Source organism: Mesorhizobium robiniae (assembly GCF_040545535.1).
GTDB classification, from domain to species: Bacteria; Pseudomonadota; Alphaproteobacteria; order Rhizobiales; family Rhizobiaceae; genus Mesorhizobium; species Mesorhizobium robiniae.
The window spans coordinates 611,638-631,297 of record NZ_JBEPMC010000002.1; the positions used below are offsets into that span (position 1 = coordinate 611,638).

Here is a 19,660-nt window from a genome sequence, read left to right on the forward strand (position 1 = left end):
AAGACGCCGCGTCAGGCGGCCTTCTTCTTCGCCAGCCTCGCCTTGATGCTGGCGACGTCGGCGCGCGGCGTCGCCGCGAACAGCGTCTTGGTGTAGCTGTGTTTGGGGTCGGCAAAGACCTCGTCGCGCGAGCCGTATTCGACCGCCTCGCCGTAATACATGACCATCACGTCGTCGGCGATGTAGCGCACCACCGACAGGTCGTGGCTGATGAAGACATAGGTCAGCTTGAACTCGTCCTGCAGGTCGGCGAGCAGGTTGAGCACCTGCGCCTGCACCGACAGATCGAGCGCCGAGACCGGCTCGTCGAGCACTAAAAGGCTCGGATTGAGCATCAGCGCGCGGGCAATGGCGATGCGCTGGCGCTGGCCGCCCGAGAACATATGCGGGTAGCGGTTGTAATGCTCCGGTCCGAGACCGACCTTTTTCAGCATCCTCATGGCCAGATCGCGCCGTTCGTTGGCCGGCGTGTCGGTGTTGATGAGCAGCGGCTCGCCGAGCACGTCGCCGATCTTCTGGCGCGGATTGAGCGACCCGTAAGGGTTCTGAAAGACGATCTGCACCTTGCGGCGCATCTCCTTCGATAGCCCGTCCTTGGCGATGTCGACCTTGTTGCCGTCGATGAAGAGCTCACCTGCTGTCGCCGGATCAATCAGCGTAATGATGCGGGCGAGAGTCGACTTGCCGCAGCCGCTTTCGCCGACTATGGCAAGCGTCTTGCCCTTGTCGACGCTGAACGAGACACCTTTGACAGCGTGGACCGTGCGCGAGGGACGAAACAGACCGCCGCCGACGTGATAGTCGCGCACGATGTTCTTGCCTTCGAGAACCGTCACGCTCATGAGGCGGCTCCCGTTGCAGACCCAGTTCCCGCAGCAGAGGGGGCCGGTTCGAACAACATGTCGGAAATGGTCGGCAGCCGGTCGCCGACGGCGTTTTCCGGCAGCGCCGACAGCAGCGCGCGCGTGTAGTTGCTCTTCGGCTGCTCGAACAGCGACAGAACGTCGGCCTCTTCCATCTTGCGGCCCTTGTACTGGACGATGACGCGGTCGGCGGTCTCGGCCACCACGCCCATATTATGGGTGATCATGATCAGGCCCATGCCGTATTTGGCCTGCAGGCCAACCAAGAGGTCAAGGATCTGCTTCTGGATGGTGACGTCGAGCGCGGTGGTCGGCTCGTCGGCGATCAACAGCTTCGGATTGCAGGCGATGGCGATGGCGATCATGACCCGCTGGCACTGGCCGCCTGACATCTGGTGCGGGAACGAATTCAGCCGCTCTTCCGGATCGGCAATGCCGACCAGCTTCATCAGTTCGATGGCGCGGGCCCGGCGCTGGGCGCGGTCCATGCCCATATGGAATCGCAGCACCTCCTCGATCTGGAAGCCGGCGGTGAAGCATGGATTGAGACTGGCGATCGGCTCCTGGAAGATCATCGAGATATCCTTGCCGACGATCTTGCGGCGCTCGGACGGACTGAGCTCAAGCAGGTCGATACCGTCGAACGCCATGCGGTCGGCCTTCACCGTCGCCGTATTCGGCAAAAGCCCCATCACCGCCAACATCGCCACCGATTTGCCGGAGCCGGATTCACCGACGATCGCCAACACCTCGCGCGGCTCGATCGACAGGTCGATGCCTTGCACCGCCATGAACGGTCCGGCGGCGGTATCGAAAGAGACCGTAAGGTTCTTGATTTCGAGAAGAGGCATGGTCACGACCTCTTCAGCTTGGGGTCGAAGGCATCGCGCAGGCCATCGCCGATCAGGTTGATGGCAAGCACGGTGATGAGGATGGCAAGGCCGGGGAAAGTCACCACCCAAGGCGCGCGGAGGATGAATTCGCGTGCCGTGGCCAGCATCGTGCCCCATTCCGGCGTCGGCGGCTGTGCGCCGACGCCAAGGAAGCCGAGAGCCGCAGCCTCGAGAATGGCGTTGGAGAAGGACAGCGTCGCCTGCACGATCAGCGGCGCCACGCAGTTCGGCAAGATCGTCCTCACCATCAACCTGAGATGACTCGCACCGGCCACTTTGGCGGAGATCACATATTCGCGGTTCTTTTCCGCCATCACGGCCGCGCGCGTAAGCCGCGCGAAATGTGGCTGCAGCACCAGCGCGATCGCCAGCATGGCGTTGAACAGACCGGGTCCGAGGATCGCCACCAGAACGAGGGCAAGGAGCAGCGAGGGGAAGGCCAGGATGACATCCATGATGCGCATGATCAGCGTATCGACCCAGCCGCGGAAATAGCCGGCGAGGACGCCGAGGATGATGCCGCTGGTCAGCGAGAAAACCACGACGACCAAACCGATGAACAGCGAGAACCGCGCCCCGAAAATCAGCCGCGAAAGCATGTCGCGGCCAACGGCGTCGGTGCCGAGCAGGAACATCGATTTGCCGCCCTCCTGCCAGACCGGCGGCGTCAGCAGCGCATCGCGAAACTGTTCGTCAGGCGAATGCGGCGCGACCAGCGGCGCGAAAATCGCGATCAGCACCAGAGCCAAGAACACGACCAGGCCGATGACGGCGCCGGTGTTCATCGAGTAGTAATGCCAGAACTCGGTGAAGGCGCGTTGCCTGCCGCCGGTCGGGATCGATGCGGCGGTGGCTTCTGCCGTTGTTTGGTCGGTCATCTCACTGCACCCGAATACGTGGGTTGATGACGGCATAGAGCACGTCGACGATCAGGTTCACCGCCATGACAATCAGGGCGATGATCAGCAAGCCGCTCTGGACGACAACATAGTCGCGCTTGGCGATCGCGTCGATCATCCACTTGCCGATACCCGGCCAGGAAAAGATCGTTTCGGTCAGAATGGCGCCGGCCATCAGAGTGCCGACCTGCAAGCCGATGGTGGTGACAACGGGGATCAGCGCGTTGCGGAAGGCGTGGAGCCCGATGACGCGACGCGGCGCCAGGCCTTTGGCACGGGCAGTGCGGACATAATCCTCGCCTAGAACCTCCAGCATCGCCGAACGCGTCTGGCGCGCTATGACAGCGAGCGGAATCGTCGCCAGCACGATCGCCGGCAGGACCAGATGACTGGCGGCGGACCTGAAGGCGCCGCTTTTGCCGGAGATCAGGCTGTCGATCAGCATGAAGCCCGTAGTCGGCTTGAAGAAGTATTGGAGGCCGATGCGACCGGAGACCGGCGTCCAGCCGAGATAGCCGGAGAAAAAGATGATGAGCAGCAGCCCCCACCAGAAGATCGGCATCGAATAGCCGGTCAACGCCACGCCCATCGTCGCCTGGTCGAACCATGATCCGCGCTTGACCGCTGCGAAGATGCCGGCGGGAATACCGACGAGTACGGCGATGATCAGCGCGATCGTCGCCAGTTCCAGCGTGGCCGGGAACAGCGCCTGGAATTCACCGAGCACAGGGCGCTTGGTGGCGATCGATATGCCGAAGTCGCCGGTCAAGACCCTGCCGATATACTCCAGATATTGGATGACATAAGGCCTGTTATAGCCAAACCGCTCGATAAGCTCTGCGTAGCGTTCGGGGCTGACGCCGCGCTCGCCGGCCAGGGCCAGGATCGGGTCGCCCGGCAGAAGCCGGACGAAAGCGAACGCCGCCAGCGATATGCCGAATACGGTCGGGATGATTAGGGCGAGCTTGTGGAGGAGATAGCGGAGCATCTTACTTCATAGAACGGCGGCGCCGGAAGTCCAGCGCCGCCGTCCAATTTTCTCGTTGACTTATTCGGTGACGTCGACGCCGTCAAACCGATGAATGCCGAGCGGATCCATGACGAAGCCCGAAACTTTCTTGTTCATCGGCATGAAGACCTTGGAATGGGCGATGGTCAGCCACGGGGCCTCACGCTTGAACACGACCTGAGCTTCCTCGTAGATCTTGGTGCGCTCGGCGACATCAGTTGTCGCCTTGCCCTTCTGCAACAGGCCTTCGAACTCCTGGTTGCACCAGATCGCATAGTTGGACTGGCCAATGGCATCGCAACCGAGCAGGAACAGGAAGTTGTCCGGATCGCCATTGTCACCGGTCCAGCCGAGCTGGAAGGCGCCGTCGCGTTCCTTGGCCTTGCCGCGTTCGCGATACTCGGTCCATTCATAGCTGACGATCTCAGCCTTCACGCCGATCTTGGCGTAGTCGGCCTGGATAAGTTCCGCGACTCTTTGGGCGTTCGGATTGTACGGGCGGCTGACGGGCATGGCCCAGATCTTCATCGAAAGATCCGTGACGCCGGCGTCGGCCAGCATCTTCTTGGCCGCGTCCGGATCGTACGGATCGTCCTTGATGTCCTTGTTGTAGGACCACATCGTCGGCGGGATCGGGTTGATGGCCGCCTGGCCAGCGCCCTGATAGACCGCATCGAGAATGGCCTGCTTGTTGACGGCCATGTTGAGGGCCTTGCGGACCTCGACCTTGTCGAAGGGCGGCTGCGTGGTGTTGTAGGCCATGTAGCCGATATTCAGGCCTTCCTGCTCGTCCACCTTGAGGTTTGGGTCGGCCTGCAGGCCGGCGATGTCAGCCGGCGCCGGGTACGACATGATATCGCACTCGCCTGCCTTCAGCTTCTGCGCGCGCACGGCCGGATCGGTCGTGATGGCGAAGATCAGATCGTCGATCTTCTGACGGCCGCCATAGTAGCCGTCCCATGCCGCATAGCGCACGACCGCATCGACCTGGTAGTCGACGAACTGGAACGGGCCGGTGCCGACGGGCTTTTGGGTGAATTGCTGCCTGGTGCCGGCCTTGTCGAGCTGGTCGGCATATTCCTTGGAGACAATAGAAGCGAAGTCCATGCCGAGGTCCGGCAGGAAGGCGACTTCAGGCTTGTTCAGCACGAATTTCACCGTCAGGTCGTCGACCTTGACGATTTCCTTGAGAAGATCCGGGAAGCCCATGCCGGTGAAATATTCCCAGCCGGTGCCTTCGAGATAGCTATACCACGGGTTTTCCTTCTTCCACTGGCGCTCGAAGGAGAAGATCACGTCGTCGGCGTTGAGATCGCGCGTCGGCGTGAAATAGTCGGTGGTCTGGAACTTCACGCCCGGCCGAAGCTTGAACGTGTATTCGAGACCGTCGTCGGAAACCGTCCAGCTCTCGGCGAGGCCGGGCATGATGGTGGTCTTGCCGTGTTCGAACTCGACAAGGCGCGAATAGATGGTGCGCGACGACGCGTCGAAGTCGTTGCCACCGCTCCACGGCGACGGATCGAAGCCGGCCGGCGACGCCTCCGAGCAGTAGACCAATTGCTTAGCATTGGCCACGCCGCCGAGGACGCTTGCGGCCAGCAACGCGGCCGCAAAAGTCAGTTTCTTTTTCATGGAGGACTCCCTGATGTTCTTCCAAGCCCCTCTATCAGGCTCGCGAAGCGCGCATATAAGCACCGTTTTTCCGGCTTTGGAACACCCAGCTTGCCTACCCCATGGGAAGCAGAATTTAATTCTGCGTGCACCCGAAAAAGGAGAAAGAAATGTCGATTCTTGCCGATCACGGGATTGTTAACGACTGCATTTTTTTATTATCTTCAACGCGCCCGATGGCCGAAGACAGTGACCTTCGGCCTATTATAGGCGCGGAAGATTTTCTTTCCCGTCTTGCCGCAGGGGCAGACTTGCACGGCTGCCGATAGTCGCAATACATAGATGGTATGCTGGATTTCCTTGACGCCGGCAGCAGCGGAGGGGCGTCTCGGTCACTCGGAGACGACGCGGCAGGCAAGCAGAGACAATAAGAACAACCCGAGGGAGGGACAGGTGGCAAAAGCACTAAGGACAACGGCACCAGCGAAAGCGAACGCCAAAACCACCGCAAAAGCGAATGGCCCCGACAAGCCACAATCGCCGTCCGCCAAAGCCGTTGCCGCGGCCAAGCCGAAAGCGTCACCGACGCCGGCTTCATCGGCGTCGAAGCAGGGGCCGGCCAGGAGACCGCCGAAAGTGCCTGCCGCCGGATTGCCGGGAAAGCCCTGGCTCAAAAGTTATCCGAAAGTCGTTCCGGCCGAGATAAGCGCCCTGCCCTTCGGCTCCATCGGCGATCTGCTCGCCGACGTCTGCAAGCAGTTCGCCGGCCGGCCGGCCTTCACTTGCATGGGCAAGACCATCACCTATGCGGAAGTCGAGCGGCAATCGGCCGCCTTCGGCGCCTATTTGCAATCGAAGGGACTGCAGAAAGGCGCGCGCGTGGCGATAATGATGCCGAACGTGCTGCAATATCCGGTGGCGATGATGGCAGTGCTGCGCGCCGGCTATATCGTGGTCAATATCAACCCGCTCTACACGCCGCGCGAGTTGGAACATCAGCTCAAGGATTCCGGCGCCCAAGCCATCGTCATTCTCGAGAATTTCGCCAACACCTTGCAGGCGGTGATCGCCAAGACGGCGGTCAAACATGTCGTGGTCGCGGCGATGGGCGACATGCTTGGCGGCCTGAAAGGGACGATCGTCAATTTCGTCGTGCGCCGCGTCAAGAAGATGGTGCCGGCCTGGTCGCTGCCGGGCCATGTCAAGTTCAACGCGGCGTTGAAGGCAGGCGCCGGCATGAATTTCAAGCCAGTGAAGGTCGCAGCCGACGATATCGCCTTCCTGCAATATACCGGCGGCACCACCGGCATCTCGAAGGGCGCAGTGCTGCTGCACAGCAACGTGCTGGCCAATGTCGCGCAGAACGCGCTCTGGATCGAAGATGCCTACACGATCAAGCCGAAGCCGGCCCATCTCAACCTCGTCTGCGCGCTGCCGCTCTATCATATCTTCGCGCTGACGGTGAACGCGTTGATGGGCATGCAGATGGGCGGCCGGAACATACTCATTCCCAATCCGCGCGACATTCCAGGCTTCGTCAAGGAACTCGGCAAATACCCGATCCACATTTTTCCGGGCCTCAACACGCTGTTCAACGCGCTGCTCAACAATGAGGATTTCCGCAAACTCGATTTCAAACCGCTGATCCTGACGCTGGGTGGCGGCATGGCGGTGCAGAAGGGTGTCGCCGAACGCTGGAAGACGCTGACCGGCTGCCCGGTCACCGAGGGCTACGGGCTTTCGGAAACCTCACCGGTGGCTACCGCCAACACATTCAGCGATGGCAACTTCACGGGGACGATCGGCCTGCCGCTGCCGTCCACCGAGATCGCCATCCGCGACGACGACGGTAACGATTTGCCGATCGGCGAAGTCGGCGAGATCTGCATCCGCGGACCGCAAGTGATGGCCGGTTATTGGAACCGGCCGGACGAGACCGCCAAGGTGATGACCAAGGATGGTTTCTTCAAGTCCGGCGACATGGGCTTCATGGATGAGCGCGGCTACACCAAGGTCGTCGACCGCAAGAAGGACATGATCCTGGTGTCCGGCTTCAACGTCTATCCGAACGAGCTTGAAGAAGTCGTGGCTCTCCATCCGGGCGTGCTTGAAGTGGCGGCGATCGGCGTGCCGGACGAGCATTCGGGCGAAGTGCCAAAACTGTTCGTCGTCAAGAAGGATCCGTCGCTGACCGCCGAGATGCTGACGGTGTATTGCCGCGAGAACCTGACCGGCTACAAGCGGCCAAAATACATCGAGTTCCGGACCGAACTGCCGAAGACGCCGGTGGGCAAGATCCTGCGGCGGGCGCTACGAGGATAGGTATAGACTTGGGCGATTGCCTTCCTGTAGACGACGCGGCGGGTACGTTTTCCGTTCCCGATCCGCTGACATTCATCAAGGCGAACATGCGGATCGTCCCTGTTCCCGCACTACCAGAAATCCGGCTTTACGCAGCCCACCCAACGAGTGGTCTGTGGCGGCTAACGCATCCACATAGACGAGGAGCCGAGCCGGACGAAGACGGAACTGAATCTGAGGAGGACGGGCCCGAGCCCCAGCCACCTTACTGGGCCTACGCCTGGGCCGGCGGTGCGGTGCTTGCCCGCTACATCCTCGATCGGCCGGAGTCCGTGTCCGGGCGTCGCGTGCTCGACCTCGGCGCCGGTTCGGGCATCGTCGGCATCGCCGCGGCAAAGGCCGGAGCCAGCGAAGTGATCGCGGCCGAAATCGACCGTAACGGTATCGCCGCGCTCAGCCTCAATGCGACGGCAAATGGCGTTACTATCACGATCGTCGGCGAGGACATCACCGATGATCCGCCGCCGCCGGTGGATGTCGTGGCGGTCGGCGACTTGTTTTACGGGCAAGACCTCGCCGACCGGGTCATCCCCTTCCTCGACCGCTGCCTGGCCGCCGGCATCGATGTGCTGATCGGCGACCCGGGCCGCGCCTACCTGCCCCGTGCGCGACTTGGCCTGTTGGCCGAATACCGCGTGCGGGATGTCGGCGAAGTCGGCGACGCCGGGATGAAGCCGAGCGGCGTCTTCTCGTTCGGCCCGGCGCTGCTCGGAGACGAGCTTTAAGTCTTTGTTTTATGCATGTCGTTGCCCCAAACCGCTGCGCACTTTTGGGTGACATGCATCAGATCGCCTCTCTGACCCTCGCCGAAAGAAAGGCGGGCAGATCGGCAACGGAATCCAGAATGACGTCGGCGACCGGCGAAAGCGATTGGCGCGTGCCGGTGCCGGAGAGCACGCCGATAGCCAGCCCGCAGCCGCCGACCCGCGCCATCTCCAGATCATGACGGCTATCGCCGATCATCGCGATCGCAGCCGGCTTCAGGCCGGTCAGGTCGCAAAAGGCGAGGACCGTATCTGGCGCCGGTTTCGGATTGGCTACCGCATCGTAGCCATAGGCGGCATCGAACAGCTGCGCGACGCCCAGCGTCAACAATGTCTTTTCCGCGCCGCTGGTCGAATCGTTGGTGGCCACGCCAAGGCGGTAGGATTTCCTGTGAAGAACGCCAAGCGTCTCGACGATGCCAGGCAGCGCAACCGCCATCGCCGACCCCTGAGCCGACGTGATCTCGTTGAACCGGGCGACGGCGAGCATCTGGTCTTCGTCCGACAGACGCGGAAACCAAAGCTCGACGACATCCATGTTGGAGCCGGAGGCAAAGATGGAATCAGGCTTGAAGCGCTTGGTGGTGAAATCGAAACCCGCCGCGGCAAGCAGCCTGTCGGCCTTCCAGCGATCACCCTCCGACGCGTCCATCGCCATGAAATCGGCGACGCCAAGCCATGTTGCATTGAAGTCGACAAGCGTGCCGTCCTTGTCGAACAATATTCCCTTGATCTCGGCCAAGCCGGTTACTCCGATCCGCGCAGTCGGTGGATGTGTCCCACCAGTCCAGCGGTCGACGCGTCCCGGTTTGCGGCATTCTCCTTGCCTTCCACGACAGGCAGCAGCCCGGTCGCCAGTTCCTTGCCCAACTCGACGCCCCACTGATCGAAGGAATTGATGTTGAAGAGCGTGCCCTCGACGAAGACGCGGTGCTCATAGAGCGCGATCAGCCGCCCGAACGTATGCGGGTCGAGTTGTCTGTAGAGGATCGTCACCGATGGCCGGTTGCCGGAGAAGACGCGGTGCGGCGCGATCCTGTCGACATCGGCTGATTTCATGCCTTTTGCCAGCATCTGCGCGCGTGCTTCCTCCAGCGTGCGGCCCTTCATGAAGGCCTCCGACTGCGCCAGGCAGTTGGCGAGCAACAGATCGTGGTGATGCTTGAGATCCGGCTCATGACCGATTGCCGCGGCTAGGAATTCGACCGGGATGAAATCGGTGCCCTGGTGCAGCAGTTGAAAGAAGGCGTGCTGGCCATTGGTGCCGGGCTCACCCCAGACCAGCGGGCCGGTCGGCGTGGTGACAGCGCCGCCGTCGAGGGTGACGCTCTTGCCGTTCGATTCCATGTCGAGCTGCTGCAGATAGGCCGGCAGCCTCGACAGGCGCTGGTCGTAGGGAATGACGGCGCGGGCGGGGTACTTGCAGATCACCCGATGCCACCAGCCGATCAGCCCCATCAGCGCCGGCAGGTTCCTGGCCAGCGGCGCCGTCTGGAAATGTTCGTCCATCGCATGCGCGCCATCGAGAAAGGCACGAAAATTCTTCGGGCCGACGGCGATCATCACCGGCAGACCGATCGCGCCCCATACCGAATAGCGTCCGCCGACCCAGTCCCAGAAGCCGAATACGCGGTCGGACGCGATGCCGAATTTGGCCACCAGGTCCAGCGCCGTCGAGACGGCGGCGAAATGCTTGCCGACCGCTTCCTTGCCGAGCGCCTTCTGCACCCATTCGCGCGCCGTTTCGGCATTGGTCATCGTCTCGACCGTGGTGAAGGTCTTCGAAGCGATGATGAACAGCGTGGTTTCGGGGGAAAGGCCCTTCAGCGTGTCGTGGATGTGGGCGCCGTCGATGTTGGACACGTAATGCGTGCGCGGCCCGTCATGATAGGGCGCCAGCGCCAGCGTCGCCATGGCCGGGCCCAGGTCGGACCCGCCGATGCCGATATTGACGATGTCGGTGATCTTCTTGCCGGTGGCGCCGGCCGCCTTGCCGGAGCGCACCGCATCGGCGAAGGCGCCCATCGCATCGAGCACCGCGACAACCTCCGCCTTCACATCCTGGCCGTCGAGCACGATGCCCTTGCCGCTCAGGTTGCGCAGCGCGGTGTGCAGCACAGCGCGGCCTTCGGTGACGTTGATCTTCTTGCCCGAGAACATCGCGGCGCGCCGGCCTTCGAGGTCGGCGGCTTCTGCCAGCTTCTCCAGCAGACGCATAGTCTGCGCATCGACCGCGCATTTCGACCAGTCGAGCAGCAGGTCGCCATCGGTGGCGGAGAATTTTTCGAAGCGCTGCGGATCAGCGGCGAAAGCCTCGCGCATGCTGCCCGATTTGGCCGCTTGGTGATCGCGCAGCGCGTCGAGCTGTTTTTGAAAGGACGATTGATCCACTGCCTCACTCCGAAGTCTCTGTTGCCACCATATCAGACCGGATGTTTCCGGCGCGTGTCGTCGCGGCAAACTATCTAGCCGAAATCCACTGGTTTCAATGCGCGGGGATGACGCACGGCGTCACGCCGGGGATGACGCGCTGCATCACCCGGGGATGCTGCAGTGCAGCGAAGGATCACTGGCATAAATCCCAACGATCAGAAAAATTGATTGGCGCAACACCTTGTGCCACCGATACATTCGACTGGTCCAGCCAAGTGAAAAAGGCTGGCCATCGAGGAAGATTTTCCATGCCACAGCGAAACGACACGGCCATATGGTCCGGCTTGTTCCGGATTTCGGCGGACTCCGGCCAGACACTGCAGGCGCAGATCCGTCAGGCCATCGTCGCCGCCATCCTCGACCGACAGATCGCCGCCTCGATGCCGCTTCCGTCCTGCCGCATCCTGGCCGAGAAACTCGGCGTGGCGCGCGGCACCGTGGTGCTGGCCTTCCAGCAGCTCGTCGACCAGGGCTTCCTGGTGGCGCGCGAACGGCGCGGCCACTTCGTCAATCCCGACGTGCTGGCGACCCCGGCGAGGCCGCATCAGAAGGCGCCCGACCAGGCCAATGAGATCGACTGGAAGGCGCGCCGGCAGATCGCGGCCAGCGACATGCCGCCGCCGGCCAAGCACGACAACTGGATCAAGTCGTCCTACCCCTTCGTCTATGGCCAGTTCGATCCGGCACTGTTCCCAACCGCCGAGTGGCGCGAGTGCAACCGCATGGCGCTCGCCGTGCTCGAGATCCGCAACTGGGCGTCCGACATGGTCGACCGCGACGATCCGCTCTTGATCGAGCAGATTCAGGCGCGGCTGTTGCCGCGGCGCGGCATCTTCGCCAATCCCGACGAGATCATCGTCACGCTCGGCGCGCAGAACGCGCTCTATATGCTGGCGACGCTGCTGATGACCAAGGGCTCCAAGGTGGCCATGGAAGACCCCGGCTATCCCGACGCACGCTCGATCTTCCGGCTGGCGGGCGCCGACGTCACACCGGTCCCGGTCGACCATTCCGGCATCGTAACCGCTTCCATTCCCAGCGATTCCGGCTTCGTCTTCGTGACGCCCAGCCACCATTGCCCGACCATGGTGCCGCTGTCTGCGGAGCGCCGGCAGGACCTTTTGGCGCGGGCCAATCGCCACAATCAGATCATCATCGAGGACGGCTATGACAGCCAGCTTTTGGACGAAGCGCCGCAGCAGGCGCTGAAGAGCCTCGATCGTTCCGGCCGCGTCATCTATGTCGGCTCGATGTCGAAGACGCTGGCTCCGGGTCTGCGGCTCGGCTACATCGTTGCCTCGGCCGGGTTGATCTCCGAGCTTCGCGCGCTGCGCCGGTTCATGCTGCGCCATCCGCCGGCCAACAACCAGCGCGCGGTCGCGCTGTTCCTGTCGCTTGGCCACCACGAGGCGCTGGTGCGGCGGCTGTCGAGCGCTTTTGACGAACGGCGCAAGCGTCTGATCCATGCGATTACCGCCTTCCTGCCGGAGTGGCGCTCTACCGATTCGGCCGGCGGCGCATCGCTCTGGCTCGAAGGACCGCGCGGCACCGATTCGCGCGGGCTGGCGGAGGCCGCCGCCTCGCGCAGCGTCATCATCGAGCCTGGCGACCGCTTCTTCGACCGCACTGAAAAGCCGTCGCGCTTCATGCGGTTGGGCATCTCCTCGATCGCGCTGCAGCACATCGAGCCCGGCATCCGCGAACTGGCAACGGCGGCCGGGCGCAGGCCGGCCGCGGCTTGAAGCCTCGTCCGAGCTGGGACCGGGACCAGCCGCCGTTCTTTAGCGCTCTGGCATATGCGACGGGACCGTCTGGCTCATAGGCTGTGCCAATGCCGACGGCATAGTTCGAGGCATAAGGGGACGAAGCAGGCCGATGGTGGACCAACCGCCGCCGCCGGCTTCGCAGCTAAAGGTGGAGTGCCTCCATGTCAGTGGCTGTTGAGAAGCCGGATATGCCCTCGGACCAACGTTCGCGGCGTTCCGGCGGGCGCGAAGCGCGCCGCGCCATGCGGGCAGCACCCCTTGCCGACGATATCAAGCCGGTGCGCGCCGGCCTCGAAGGCGGAAGCTACGGGCCGCTCAGCGAGAACGACCGCGAGCGCATCCACGAAGCGGTGCTGACGCTGCTCGAAACGGTCGGCTTCGCCAACGCCATCCCATCCTGCATCGAGGCGTTGACCAAGGCCGGCGCCACTCTCGGCGAGGACGGGCGAATTCGCTTTCCCCGCGCGCTTGTCCTCGACACCATCAAGAAGGCCGCGCGCCACTTCACCCTGCATGGCCAGGATCCCAAGCACGACATGCTGATCCAAGGCAAGCGCGTGCATTACGGCACAGCGGGTGCCGCCGTGCACCTGGTCGACGTCGAGAAGCGCGAATATCGCGAGTCGCTGCTGCAGGACATCTATGACGCCGCCCGCATCGTCGAGGGGCTCGACAACATCCACTTCTTCCAGCGGCCGATGGTGCCGCGCGACATTCCCGATCCGCTCGACATGGATTTCAACACGCTCTACGCCTGCGTGATGGGCACGTCGAAGCATGTCGGCACGTCCTTCACCGTGCGCGAGAACGTCAAGCCGGCGCTCGACATGCTCTATGCGATTGCCGGCGGCGAAGAGAATTTTCGCGCGCGGCCTTTCGTCTCCAATTCGAACTGTTTTGTCGTACCGCCGATGAAGTTTGCCGAGGACGCCTGCGGCGTGCTCGAGGCCTGCGTCGAAGGCGGCATTCCGATCCTGCTGCTGTCCGCCGGCCAGGCAGGCGCTACGGCGCCGGCGGCGATTGCCGGGGCGGTGGTGCAAGCGGTGGCCGAGGTGCTCGCCGGTCTCGTCTATGTCAACACCATCAAACCGGGGCATCCGGCGATCTTCGGCACCTGGCCGTTCGTCTCGGATCTCAGGACCGGCGCCATGTCCGGCGGCTCGGCCGAGCAAGCGGTGCTGACGGCTGCCTGCGCCCAGATGGCGCAATTCTACGACCTGCCGGGCGGTTCGGCGGCCGGCATGACGGATTCGAAATTGCCCGACATTCAGTCCGGTTACGAAAAGGGCATCACCGATGTGATGGCCGGCCTTGCCGGCCTCAACCTCGTCTACGAATCGGCCGGCATGCATGCCTCGCTGCTCGGCTTCTGCCTGGAAAGCCTGATCATCGACAACGACATGCTCGGTCATTGCCTGCGCTGCGTGCGCGGCATCGAGGTGACCGACGAGTCGCTGTCGATAGACACCATCGCCGACGTCTGCCTGAAGGGGCCAGGTCACTATCTCGGCAACGAGCAGACGCTGCGCCTGATGCAGACCGAATATTTCTACCCGGCGGTCGGCGATCGCTTTTCGCCGAAGGAGTGGAACGAGAAAGGCAGGCCCGACATCTTGCAGCGGGCGATCATCGAAAAGAAACGCATCCTCGCCGAGCGCTTCCCGCGCCATGTGCCGAAGCCGGTCGACGACAAGCTGCGCGCCCGCTTCGGCAATCTGATCCATCTGCCGCGCAGCGGCATGGGTGGCTGAAGACGTTTCCCGTCAAGAACTGTCAGTCGACGCTCAAACCGTAGCGCTCGACGACTTCGCCACTGATCAGCTTGGCATGCAGCGCCATCAGAATGATTTGCGCATCGAAGCTGTCGTCAGCCTCAAGGGCTGCCTCGAGCCGGCGCTCCGCATCCAGCCGATGTTGAAGGCCGTTGGATCGCTCGAACGCTTCCGGTCCGGCAATACAGTAGCCAAATAGCTGCGCCGCCGACGGGTAGGCTTGCGGCGGCGGCTCGTCGGGCCAGTGATCCTTCATCAGGTTGACGATGGTGAGCTTTGCTCCTTCCGGCACAAGGGCGGGATGAAGGTCGACGCCGCGCAACGCGGCGTCGAGTTGCCTGAGGTCGCCTGAACGGCCGAACATGCCGAGGAAACCTAGGGAAGAGCGTCGTCTCGCCATGATGATTCCGCGCGCCTATCCGCTGACTGCCAGCAACAAAACACCGGCAAGGGCCGACCCCGCAAGCGTCGGCAGCATGCCGATCTTCAGCTTCAGAATGGCGACCATCGCCGCGACGGACAGCAGCGCCGCACCCCAGTCGATCGATGCAAACACCGGCACGTCCATGCCAAGCCCAATGTTGCGCACCTCGCCGAAAATGACGTGCAAGCCGAACCACAGAGCGAGATTCATGATGACGCCGACGACGGCGGCGGTGATCGCGGTCAGCGCCGCCGACAGCGCCTTATTGCCGCGCAGGGCTTCGATGTAGGGCGCACCGAGGAATATCCAGAAGAAGCAAGGCGTGAACGTCGCCCACAGGGTGAGCATCGCCCCTAGCGATCCGGCAAGCAGCGGGCTCAGCGATCCGGATTGGCGGAATGCGGCAAGAAAGCCGACGAACTGCAGGACCAGAATGAGCGGGCCCGGCGTGGTTTCGGCAAGCCCAAGGCCGTCGACCATTTCACCGGGTGCGAGCCAGCCGAAGGACTCGACCGCAGCCTGCGCGACATAGGCAAGGACCGCGTAGGCGCCGCCGAAGGTGACGACCGCCATAACGCTGAAGAAGCCACCGATCTCAGTCCACACGCTGGCGGATCCGGTGAAAGCCCAGATCAGAAGCACAGGCCCGAGCCAGATCGGTAGCCAGATCGCAATGGTGCGCGGCGCATGCCACCGCGTCGGCCTGGTGTGGGCTAGTTCGCCGCGCTCGAACATCAGGTCGACCGCGCCCTTGATGTCTGGAACTTCGTCTTTGCCGTGCGCTGACCCGGAAAAAAGGACCGGCGCAATACGGTTGCCGATCCAGCCTGTCAGTCCGGCTAGCAGGATGATGAGCGGAAACGGCACGTTCAGTGCATAGATGGCGACGAAGGCGGCAAGCGCGATCGACACCATGACCCGATTTTTGAGGGCACGTCGTCCGATCCGGATCATCGCTTCGATCACGATGGCAAGCACGGCCGCTTTCACCCCGAAAAACAGCGCCTCGACGAGAGGAGCGTCGCCATACAGCGCATAGAGGATGCTCAAGGCGAGCATCACAAGCGCGCCTGGCGCGACGAAGAGGATGCCGGCGACCAGGCCGCCGATCGTCCGGTGCAGCAGCCAGCCGATATAGATCGCGAGTTGCTGGGCTTCAGGGCCGGGCAGCAGCATGCAGTAGTTCAACGCATGCAGGAAACGTTGCTCGCCGATCCAACGCCGCTCCTCGACCAGCTCCCTATGCATGAGCGCGATCTGCCCGGCCGGCCCGCCGAAGCTGAGCAGGCCGATTTTCGCCCAGAGCATTACGCCTTCGCGGAAGGTTGGCGCTGCCGGCGATTCGACGATCTCGCCCGTTTTCTCCGAAGCCCCCGTTTTGTCAGAGGCCCCCGTTTTGTCAGAAGCCGGGACGCTCATGATGGCTTGCCTGGCCAATTGTGCGTCTCCTCGGTGGCGTCGCGGCACCATCGGTAAAACGCGTCGTAGAGCAGCATGCCTGCCTCCATCTGTTCCAGATCATCGCGAAACATCCGTGACAGGCCAAGCGAGGCGGCCAGAAATCCGGCCGCCTGGGGAATTAGGTCGAGGCTTGCAGTATCGGCTGCGCGCACGATCATGGCCAGGCGGTCGAGCGCTTCGGATTCAAGCTCGAACTCTTCGATCATCGTGTCGAAGGTGCAGCGATCGCCGCGGTGCGACCAGAACACATTGTCGATGTCGAAAGGCACGGCCTGAAAACGGTCCGCAACGGCCGGCACTTCGGCCGCCTCGACAAAGAGGAAGACCGCGCTCGGATCGATGAAGCGCCGGATCAACCAGGGGCAGGCGATGCGATCGACCTTCGGGCGGGCCCGCGTCACCCACACGGTGCGGCCTTTTTCATCACGGGGCGGTATCTTGTCGGCGTCAATCAGAAGCCCCTTGGCATCGCGCCAGGCCTCGAACCCGCCTTCGAGGGATTCGGCACCAACTCCCTCATGACGCAGCCATGCAGCCACGCCTTGCGAGAGCTTTTGTCCCCTTTGGCAGACGACCGCCACTCGGCTGCCGGCGAATTCGAATGCCCAGGTCGAGACGGTTTTGAAATCACGCCGGGTTGAGGCCGGCAGCAGGCGCGGATCGGCATTGTAATCATCTTCGATGCGAACATCGATGATGGTTGGCGCGCCGGGCAGACCAACCAGACGGGACAGTTGTGATACGGTGATAGCGGTTGTTGACGGCATGGCGTCCACCTCCTTGAAAGAGAAGCTTGGACGCGAACGTTGGGCTGACGCCTCACGGGGTCGTCGCGATGCACCCCTTGGCATGATCGTGGATTTGTCGTGCCCGCTTGTCAAGCGTCATGCCTTGAGCAAAGTATGCTCCGGCTCCGATGGCCGGTTTGACAGGGCCAGAACATTTCTGGGAGGAAACCATGAACAAGACCTTTCATGGCAGTTGCCATTGCGGCGCGGTGCGTTTCGAAGCCGATATCGACCTCGCCGAAGGCATCCGCAAATGCAATTGCAGCTTCTGCTGGAAGCTCGGCTACCGAAAATCCTTCGCAGCCTATGAGGCCGTGCGGGTAACGGATGGCCGCGACCGGATGCGGGAGTACAAGGCGATGCCGTCCAACTGGCCGGAAGGCGACATCAACCACTATATGTGCCCGAACTGCGGCGCCAATTTTCTCTCCCGCGGCTATCTCGACTTCATGGGCGGGAATTTCTGGGCGGTGAACGTCGCCTGTCTCGACGACGCCACCGAAGAGGAACTCGCCGCAGCACCAATCGTCTACGAGGATGGCAAGCGCGACAGGCAGATGGAAGCGCCCGAGGTCACCAGCTATCTATAGGCGCTGCTTGGGCGGCTCTCCCTCTCCCACAAGGCGCCCTTTTGGGAGAAGGAAAGAGGAGGCGTTCAGTGATTGTCCCGCGGCACGCCGCGGGTATGTGCCACGTCCTGGTATTTCACCGCCGGCTTCAGCACCATTCCTTCGGAAAACTGGTCGACCATGCCGCGCTGGATCTCCTGCCATGGCGTCTGGTGCTTGGGGTAGTGATAGCCGCCATTGTTCTGCAGTTCGGCGCGACGACGCGTGATCTCTTCGTCGGTGACGAGGATGTCGGCGGTGCCCTTGCGCAAATCGATGCGGACGCGGTCTCCGGACTTCAACAGCGCCAGCCCGCCGCCTATGGCGGCTTCGGGCGAGGCGTTGAGGATCGACGGCGAGCCCGACGTTCCCGACTGGCGGCCGTCGCCGATGCAGGCCAGCGCATGGATGCCTTTCTTGATGAGATGGGCCGGCGGCTGCATGTTGACGACTTCGGCACCGCCGGGATAGCCGATCGGGCCGGCGCCGCGCATGAACAGGATCGTATGCTCGTCGATGCCTTGCGCCGGATCGTCGATGCGGGCGTGATAGTCTTCGGGCCCGTCGAAGACCATGGCGTTGCCTTCGAAAGCCTCGGGATCCCTGGGGTTCGACAGATAGCGTTCGCGGAATTCGGGCGAGATGCCGCTGGTCTTCATGATCGCCGAATCGAACAGATTGCCTTTGAGATTGATGAAACCGGCATTAACCTTCAGCGGCTCGGCGACGGTGCGGATGACGTCGAGATTCCCGTTGGCGGCCCCACTGCAATTATCGCCGATCGTCTTGCCGTTGACGGTCATGGCATTGGGATGGGGCAATAGCCCTGCCTTCATCAGTTCGGCGACGACGGCCGGCACGCCGCCGGCATGGTGATAATCTTCGCCGAGATATTCGCCCGACGGCTGCAGGTTGACGATGAGCGGTATGTTGAGGCCGACCTTCTGCCAGTCGTCATTGTCGAGCGGCACGCCGAGATGGCGGGCAATCGCATTGAGATGGATCGGTGCATTGGTCGAGCCGCCGATCGCCGAATTGACGACGATGGCATTCTCGAAGGCCTGCCGGGTCATGATGTCGGACGGCTTCAGGTCCTCATGCACCATGTCGACGATGCGTTTTCCGGTCTCATAGGCGATTTGGCCGCGCTCGCGATAGGGCGCCGGAATCGCGGCTGAACCCGGCAACTGCATGCCAAGCGCCTCGGCCAACGAATTCATGGTGGTGGCGGTGCCCATGGTGTTGCAATAGCCGGTGGACGGCGCCGAGGAGGCGACGATGTCCATGAACTCGTCATAGTCGATCTCGCCGGCCGACAGGCGCTGGCGCGATTCCCAGACGATCGTGCCGGAGCCGGTGCGCTTGCCCTTGTGCCAGCCATTGAGCATCGGGCCGACCGACAGCGCGATGGCCGGGATGTTGACGGTGGCCGCAGCCATCAGCAGGGCCGGCGTGGTCTTGTCGCAGCCGATGGTGAGCACGACGCCGTCGAGCGGATAACCGTAAAGCACCTCGACCAAGCCGAGATAGGCAAGGTTGCGGTCGAGTGCTGCGGTCGGGCGCTTGCCCGTCTCCTGGATCGGATGGCACGGGAACTCGAAAGGAATGCCGCCCATCGAGACGATGCCTTCGCGTACGCGCTTGGCCAGCTCGATATGATGGCGATTGCAGGGCGACAGATCCGAGCCGGTCTGGGCGATGCCGATCAGCGGCTTGCCCGACATCAGTTCGGCGCGCGTCAGCCCGTAGTTCAGGTAGCGTTCGAGGTAAAGCGCCGTCATCCCCGGATTGTCGGGATTGTCGAACCACTCCTGCGAGCGAAATTTCTTTTTCTGTTTTGGGGCGCCGGCCATCATGGTCTCCGTATTTGTATGACAAATCGATATGACAACGCGCGAGAGCAGGCAAGAGGCATGCGCCATCCGAATCCGGACTTTGGTGCGATAGACATACATCTGGCCCCACGCTAGACGGGATCGGAGTTTGTCGATCTGTTATCCGGGAGATT

General features: G+C 62.5%; 17 protein-coding genes. 6 read left to right on the plus strand and 11 right to left on the minus strand.

What is annotated here, in order from left to right:
* Window positions 1–11: 11 nt before the first annotated feature.
* Genes ABID19_RS07300 through ABID19_RS07320 form a run of 5 tightly spaced genes read right to left on the minus strand, consistent with a single transcriptional unit; the run spans window position 12 to window position 5,296 of the window.
* Complete coding sequence (locus ABID19_RS07300) at window positions 12–842, minus strand: dipeptide ABC transporter ATP-binding protein (RefSeq protein WP_354489202.1); 831 nt, start codon at window positions 840–842, stop codon at window positions 12–14.
* On the minus strand, window positions 839–1,714 hold the full coding sequence (locus tag ABID19_RS07305; RefSeq protein WP_095482975.1) for an ABC transporter ATP-binding protein: 876 nt from the start codon (window positions 1,712–1,714) through the stop codon (window positions 839–841). The genes ABID19_RS07300 and ABID19_RS07305 overlap by 4 nt, the downstream gene beginning before the upstream one ends.
* A 2-nt stretch (window positions 1,715–1,716) precedes the next feature.
* Entirely contained in the window at window positions 1,717–2,634 is a 918-nt protein-coding gene (locus ABID19_RS07310) for an ABC transporter permease subunit (RefSeq protein WP_354489204.1), read from the minus strand.
* Between the two features lies 1 nt (window position 2,635).
* Window positions 2,636–3,643, minus strand: coding sequence for an ABC transporter permease subunit (locus tag ABID19_RS07315; RefSeq protein ID WP_354489206.1), 1,008 nt, complete (start codon window positions 3,641–3,643; stop codon window positions 2,636–2,638).
* 60 nt (window positions 3,644–3,703) lie between these two features.
* Window positions 3,704–5,296, minus strand: a complete 1,593-nt coding sequence (locus ABID19_RS07320) for an ABC transporter substrate-binding protein (RefSeq protein WP_354489208.1) — start codon at window positions 5,294–5,296, stop codon at window positions 3,704–3,706.
* Between the two features lie 149 nt (window positions 5,297–5,445).
* Here ABID19_RS07320 and ABID19_RS07325 point away from each other — a divergent pair, with 149 nt between their 5' ends.
* The 3 genes from ABID19_RS07325 (at window position 5,446) to ABID19_RS07335 (ending at window position 8,361) form a co-directional block, all read left to right on the plus strand.
* Window positions 5,446–5,604 carry a hypothetical protein gene (locus tag ABID19_RS07325; RefSeq protein WP_354489210.1) on the plus strand — a complete coding sequence of 53 codons (159 nt, stop codon included), beginning with the start codon at window positions 5,446–5,448 and terminating at the stop codon, window positions 5,602–5,604.
* 124 nt (window positions 5,605–5,728) lie between these two features.
* A complete protein-coding gene (locus ABID19_RS07330; RefSeq protein ID WP_354489212.1) occupies window positions 5,729–7,597 on the plus strand; it encodes a long-chain fatty acid--CoA ligase in 1,869 nt (622 codons plus the stop codon).
* Between the two features lie 8 nt (window positions 7,598–7,605).
* Window positions 7,606–8,361, plus strand: a complete 756-nt coding sequence (locus ABID19_RS07335) for a class I SAM-dependent methyltransferase (RefSeq protein WP_435528698.1) — start codon at window positions 7,606–7,608, stop codon at window positions 8,359–8,361.
* Between the two features lie 58 nt (window positions 8,362–8,419).
* On the opposite strand, the gene ABID19_RS07340 is transcribed toward ABID19_RS07335, so the two are convergent.
* Both ABID19_RS07340 and pgi read right to left on the minus strand, forming a co-directional pair.
* Window positions 8,420–9,142 (minus strand): HAD family hydrolase, encoded by a 723-nt coding sequence (locus ABID19_RS07340; protein WP_354489214.1) that lies wholly within the window; start codon window positions 9,140–9,142, stop codon window positions 8,420–8,422.
* Window positions 9,143–9,147: 5 nt separating this feature from the next.
* Window positions 9,148–10,791 (minus strand): glucose-6-phosphate isomerase, encoded by a 1,644-nt coding sequence (gene pgi, locus ABID19_RS07345; RefSeq protein WP_354489216.1) that lies wholly within the window; start codon window positions 10,789–10,791, stop codon window positions 9,148–9,150.
* A gap of 290 nt (window positions 10,792–11,081) precedes the next feature.
* On the opposite strand from pgi, the gene pdxR reads away from it, so the two are divergent.
* Both pdxR and ABID19_RS07355 read left to right on the plus strand, forming a co-directional pair.
* Window positions 11,082–12,575, plus strand: coding sequence for a MocR-like pyridoxine biosynthesis transcription factor PdxR (pdxR, locus tag ABID19_RS07350; protein ID WP_354489217.1), 1,494 nt, complete (start codon window positions 11,082–11,084; stop codon window positions 12,573–12,575).
* A gap of 185 nt (window positions 12,576–12,760) precedes the next feature.
* Entirely contained in the window at window positions 12,761–14,350 is a 1,590-nt protein-coding gene (locus tag ABID19_RS07355) for a trimethylamine methyltransferase family protein (protein ID WP_354489219.1), read from the plus strand.
* Between the two features lie 22 nt (window positions 14,351–14,372).
* Here the strand turns inward: ABID19_RS07355 and ABID19_RS07360 are convergent, their stop codons facing one another.
* The 3 genes from ABID19_RS07360 to ABID19_RS07370 all read right to left on the minus strand — a co-directional run bounded on the left by ABID19_RS07360 (window position 14,373) and on the right by ABID19_RS07370 (window position 17,023).
* Window positions 14,373–14,771, minus strand: a complete 399-nt coding sequence (locus tag ABID19_RS07360) for a hypothetical protein (protein WP_354489221.1) — start codon at window positions 14,769–14,771, stop codon at window positions 14,373–14,375.
* Window positions 14,772–14,786: 15 nt separating this feature from the next.
* The gene (chrA, locus tag ABID19_RS07365; protein WP_354489223.1) at window positions 14,787–16,103 is read right to left on the minus strand and encodes a chromate efflux transporter; all 1,317 of its coding nucleotides are present in this window, start codon (window positions 16,101–16,103) and stop codon (window positions 14,787–14,789) included.
* A 107-nt stretch (window positions 16,104–16,210) separates the two neighbouring features.
* The gene (locus ABID19_RS07370; protein ID WP_354489225.1) at window positions 16,211–17,023 is read right to left on the minus strand and encodes a sulfurtransferase/chromate resistance protein; all 813 of its coding nucleotides are present in this window, start codon (window positions 17,021–17,023) and stop codon (window positions 16,211–16,213) included.
* Window positions 17,024–17,214: 191 nt separating this feature from the next.
* Here ABID19_RS07370 and ABID19_RS07375 point away from each other — a divergent pair, with 191 nt between their 5' ends.
* Window positions 17,215–17,634: a GFA family protein gene (locus ABID19_RS07375; RefSeq protein WP_354489227.1), complete on the plus strand. Its 420-nt coding sequence runs from the start codon at window positions 17,215–17,217 to the stop codon at window positions 17,632–17,634.
* 65 nt (window positions 17,635–17,699) lie between these two features.
* Here the strand turns inward: ABID19_RS07375 and ABID19_RS07380 are convergent, their stop codons facing one another.
* Window positions 17,700–19,505, minus strand: coding sequence for an IlvD/Edd family dehydratase (locus tag ABID19_RS07380; protein WP_354489229.1), 1,806 nt, complete (start codon window positions 19,503–19,505; stop codon window positions 17,700–17,702).
* Window positions 19,506–19,660 lie beyond the last annotated feature (155 nt).

What these genes read in the sequence shown, in the direction of transcription:
- ABID19_RS07300 (WP_354489202.1), bottom strand. Translation starts at nt 842, where the DNA reads ATGAGCGTGACGGTTCTCGAAGGCAAGAACATCGTGCGCGACTATCAC.
- ABID19_RS07305 (WP_095482975.1), bottom strand. Translation starts at nt 1,714, where the DNA reads ATGCCTCTTCTCGAAATCAAGAACCTTACGGTCTCTTTCGATACCGCC.
- ABID19_RS07310 (WP_354489204.1), bottom strand. Translation starts at nt 2,634, where the DNA reads ATGACCGACCAAACAACGGCAGAAGCCACCGCCGCATCGATCCCGACC.
- ABID19_RS07315 (WP_354489206.1), bottom strand. Translation starts at nt 3,643, where the DNA reads ATGCTCCGCTATCTCCTCCACAAGCTCGCCCTAATCATCCCGACCGTA.
- ABID19_RS07320 (WP_354489208.1), bottom strand. Translation starts at nt 5,296, where the DNA reads ATGAAAAAGAAACTGACTTTTGCGGCCGCGTTGCTGGCCGCAAGCGTC.
- ABID19_RS07325 (WP_354489210.1), top strand. Translation starts at nt 5,446, where the DNA reads ATGTCGATTCTTGCCGATCACGGGATTGTTAACGACTGCATTTTTTTA.
- pdxR (WP_354489217.1), top strand. Translation starts at nt 11,082, where the DNA reads ATGCCACAGCGAAACGACACGGCCATATGGTCCGGCTTGTTCCGGATT.
- ABID19_RS07355 (WP_354489219.1), top strand. Translation starts at nt 12,761, where the DNA reads ATGTCAGTGGCTGTTGAGAAGCCGGATATGCCCTCGGACCAACGTTCG.
- ABID19_RS07360 (WP_354489221.1), bottom strand. Translation starts at nt 14,771, where the DNA reads ATGGCGAGACGACGCTCTTCCCTAGGTTTCCTCGGCATGTTCGGCCGT.
- chrA (WP_354489223.1), bottom strand. Translation starts at nt 16,103, where the DNA reads ATGCTCTGGGCGAAAATCGGCCTGCTCAGCTTCGGCGGGCCGGCCGGG.
- ABID19_RS07370 (WP_354489225.1), bottom strand. Translation starts at nt 17,023, where the DNA reads ATGCCGTCAACAACCGCTATCACCGTATCACAACTGTCCCGTCTGGTT.
- ABID19_RS07375 (WP_354489227.1), top strand. Translation starts at nt 17,215, where the DNA reads ATGAACAAGACCTTTCATGGCAGTTGCCATTGCGGCGCGGTGCGTTTC.
- ABID19_RS07380 (WP_354489229.1), bottom strand. Translation starts at nt 19,505, where the DNA reads ATGGCCGGCGCCCCAAAACAGAAAAAGAAATTTCGCTCGCAGGAGTGG.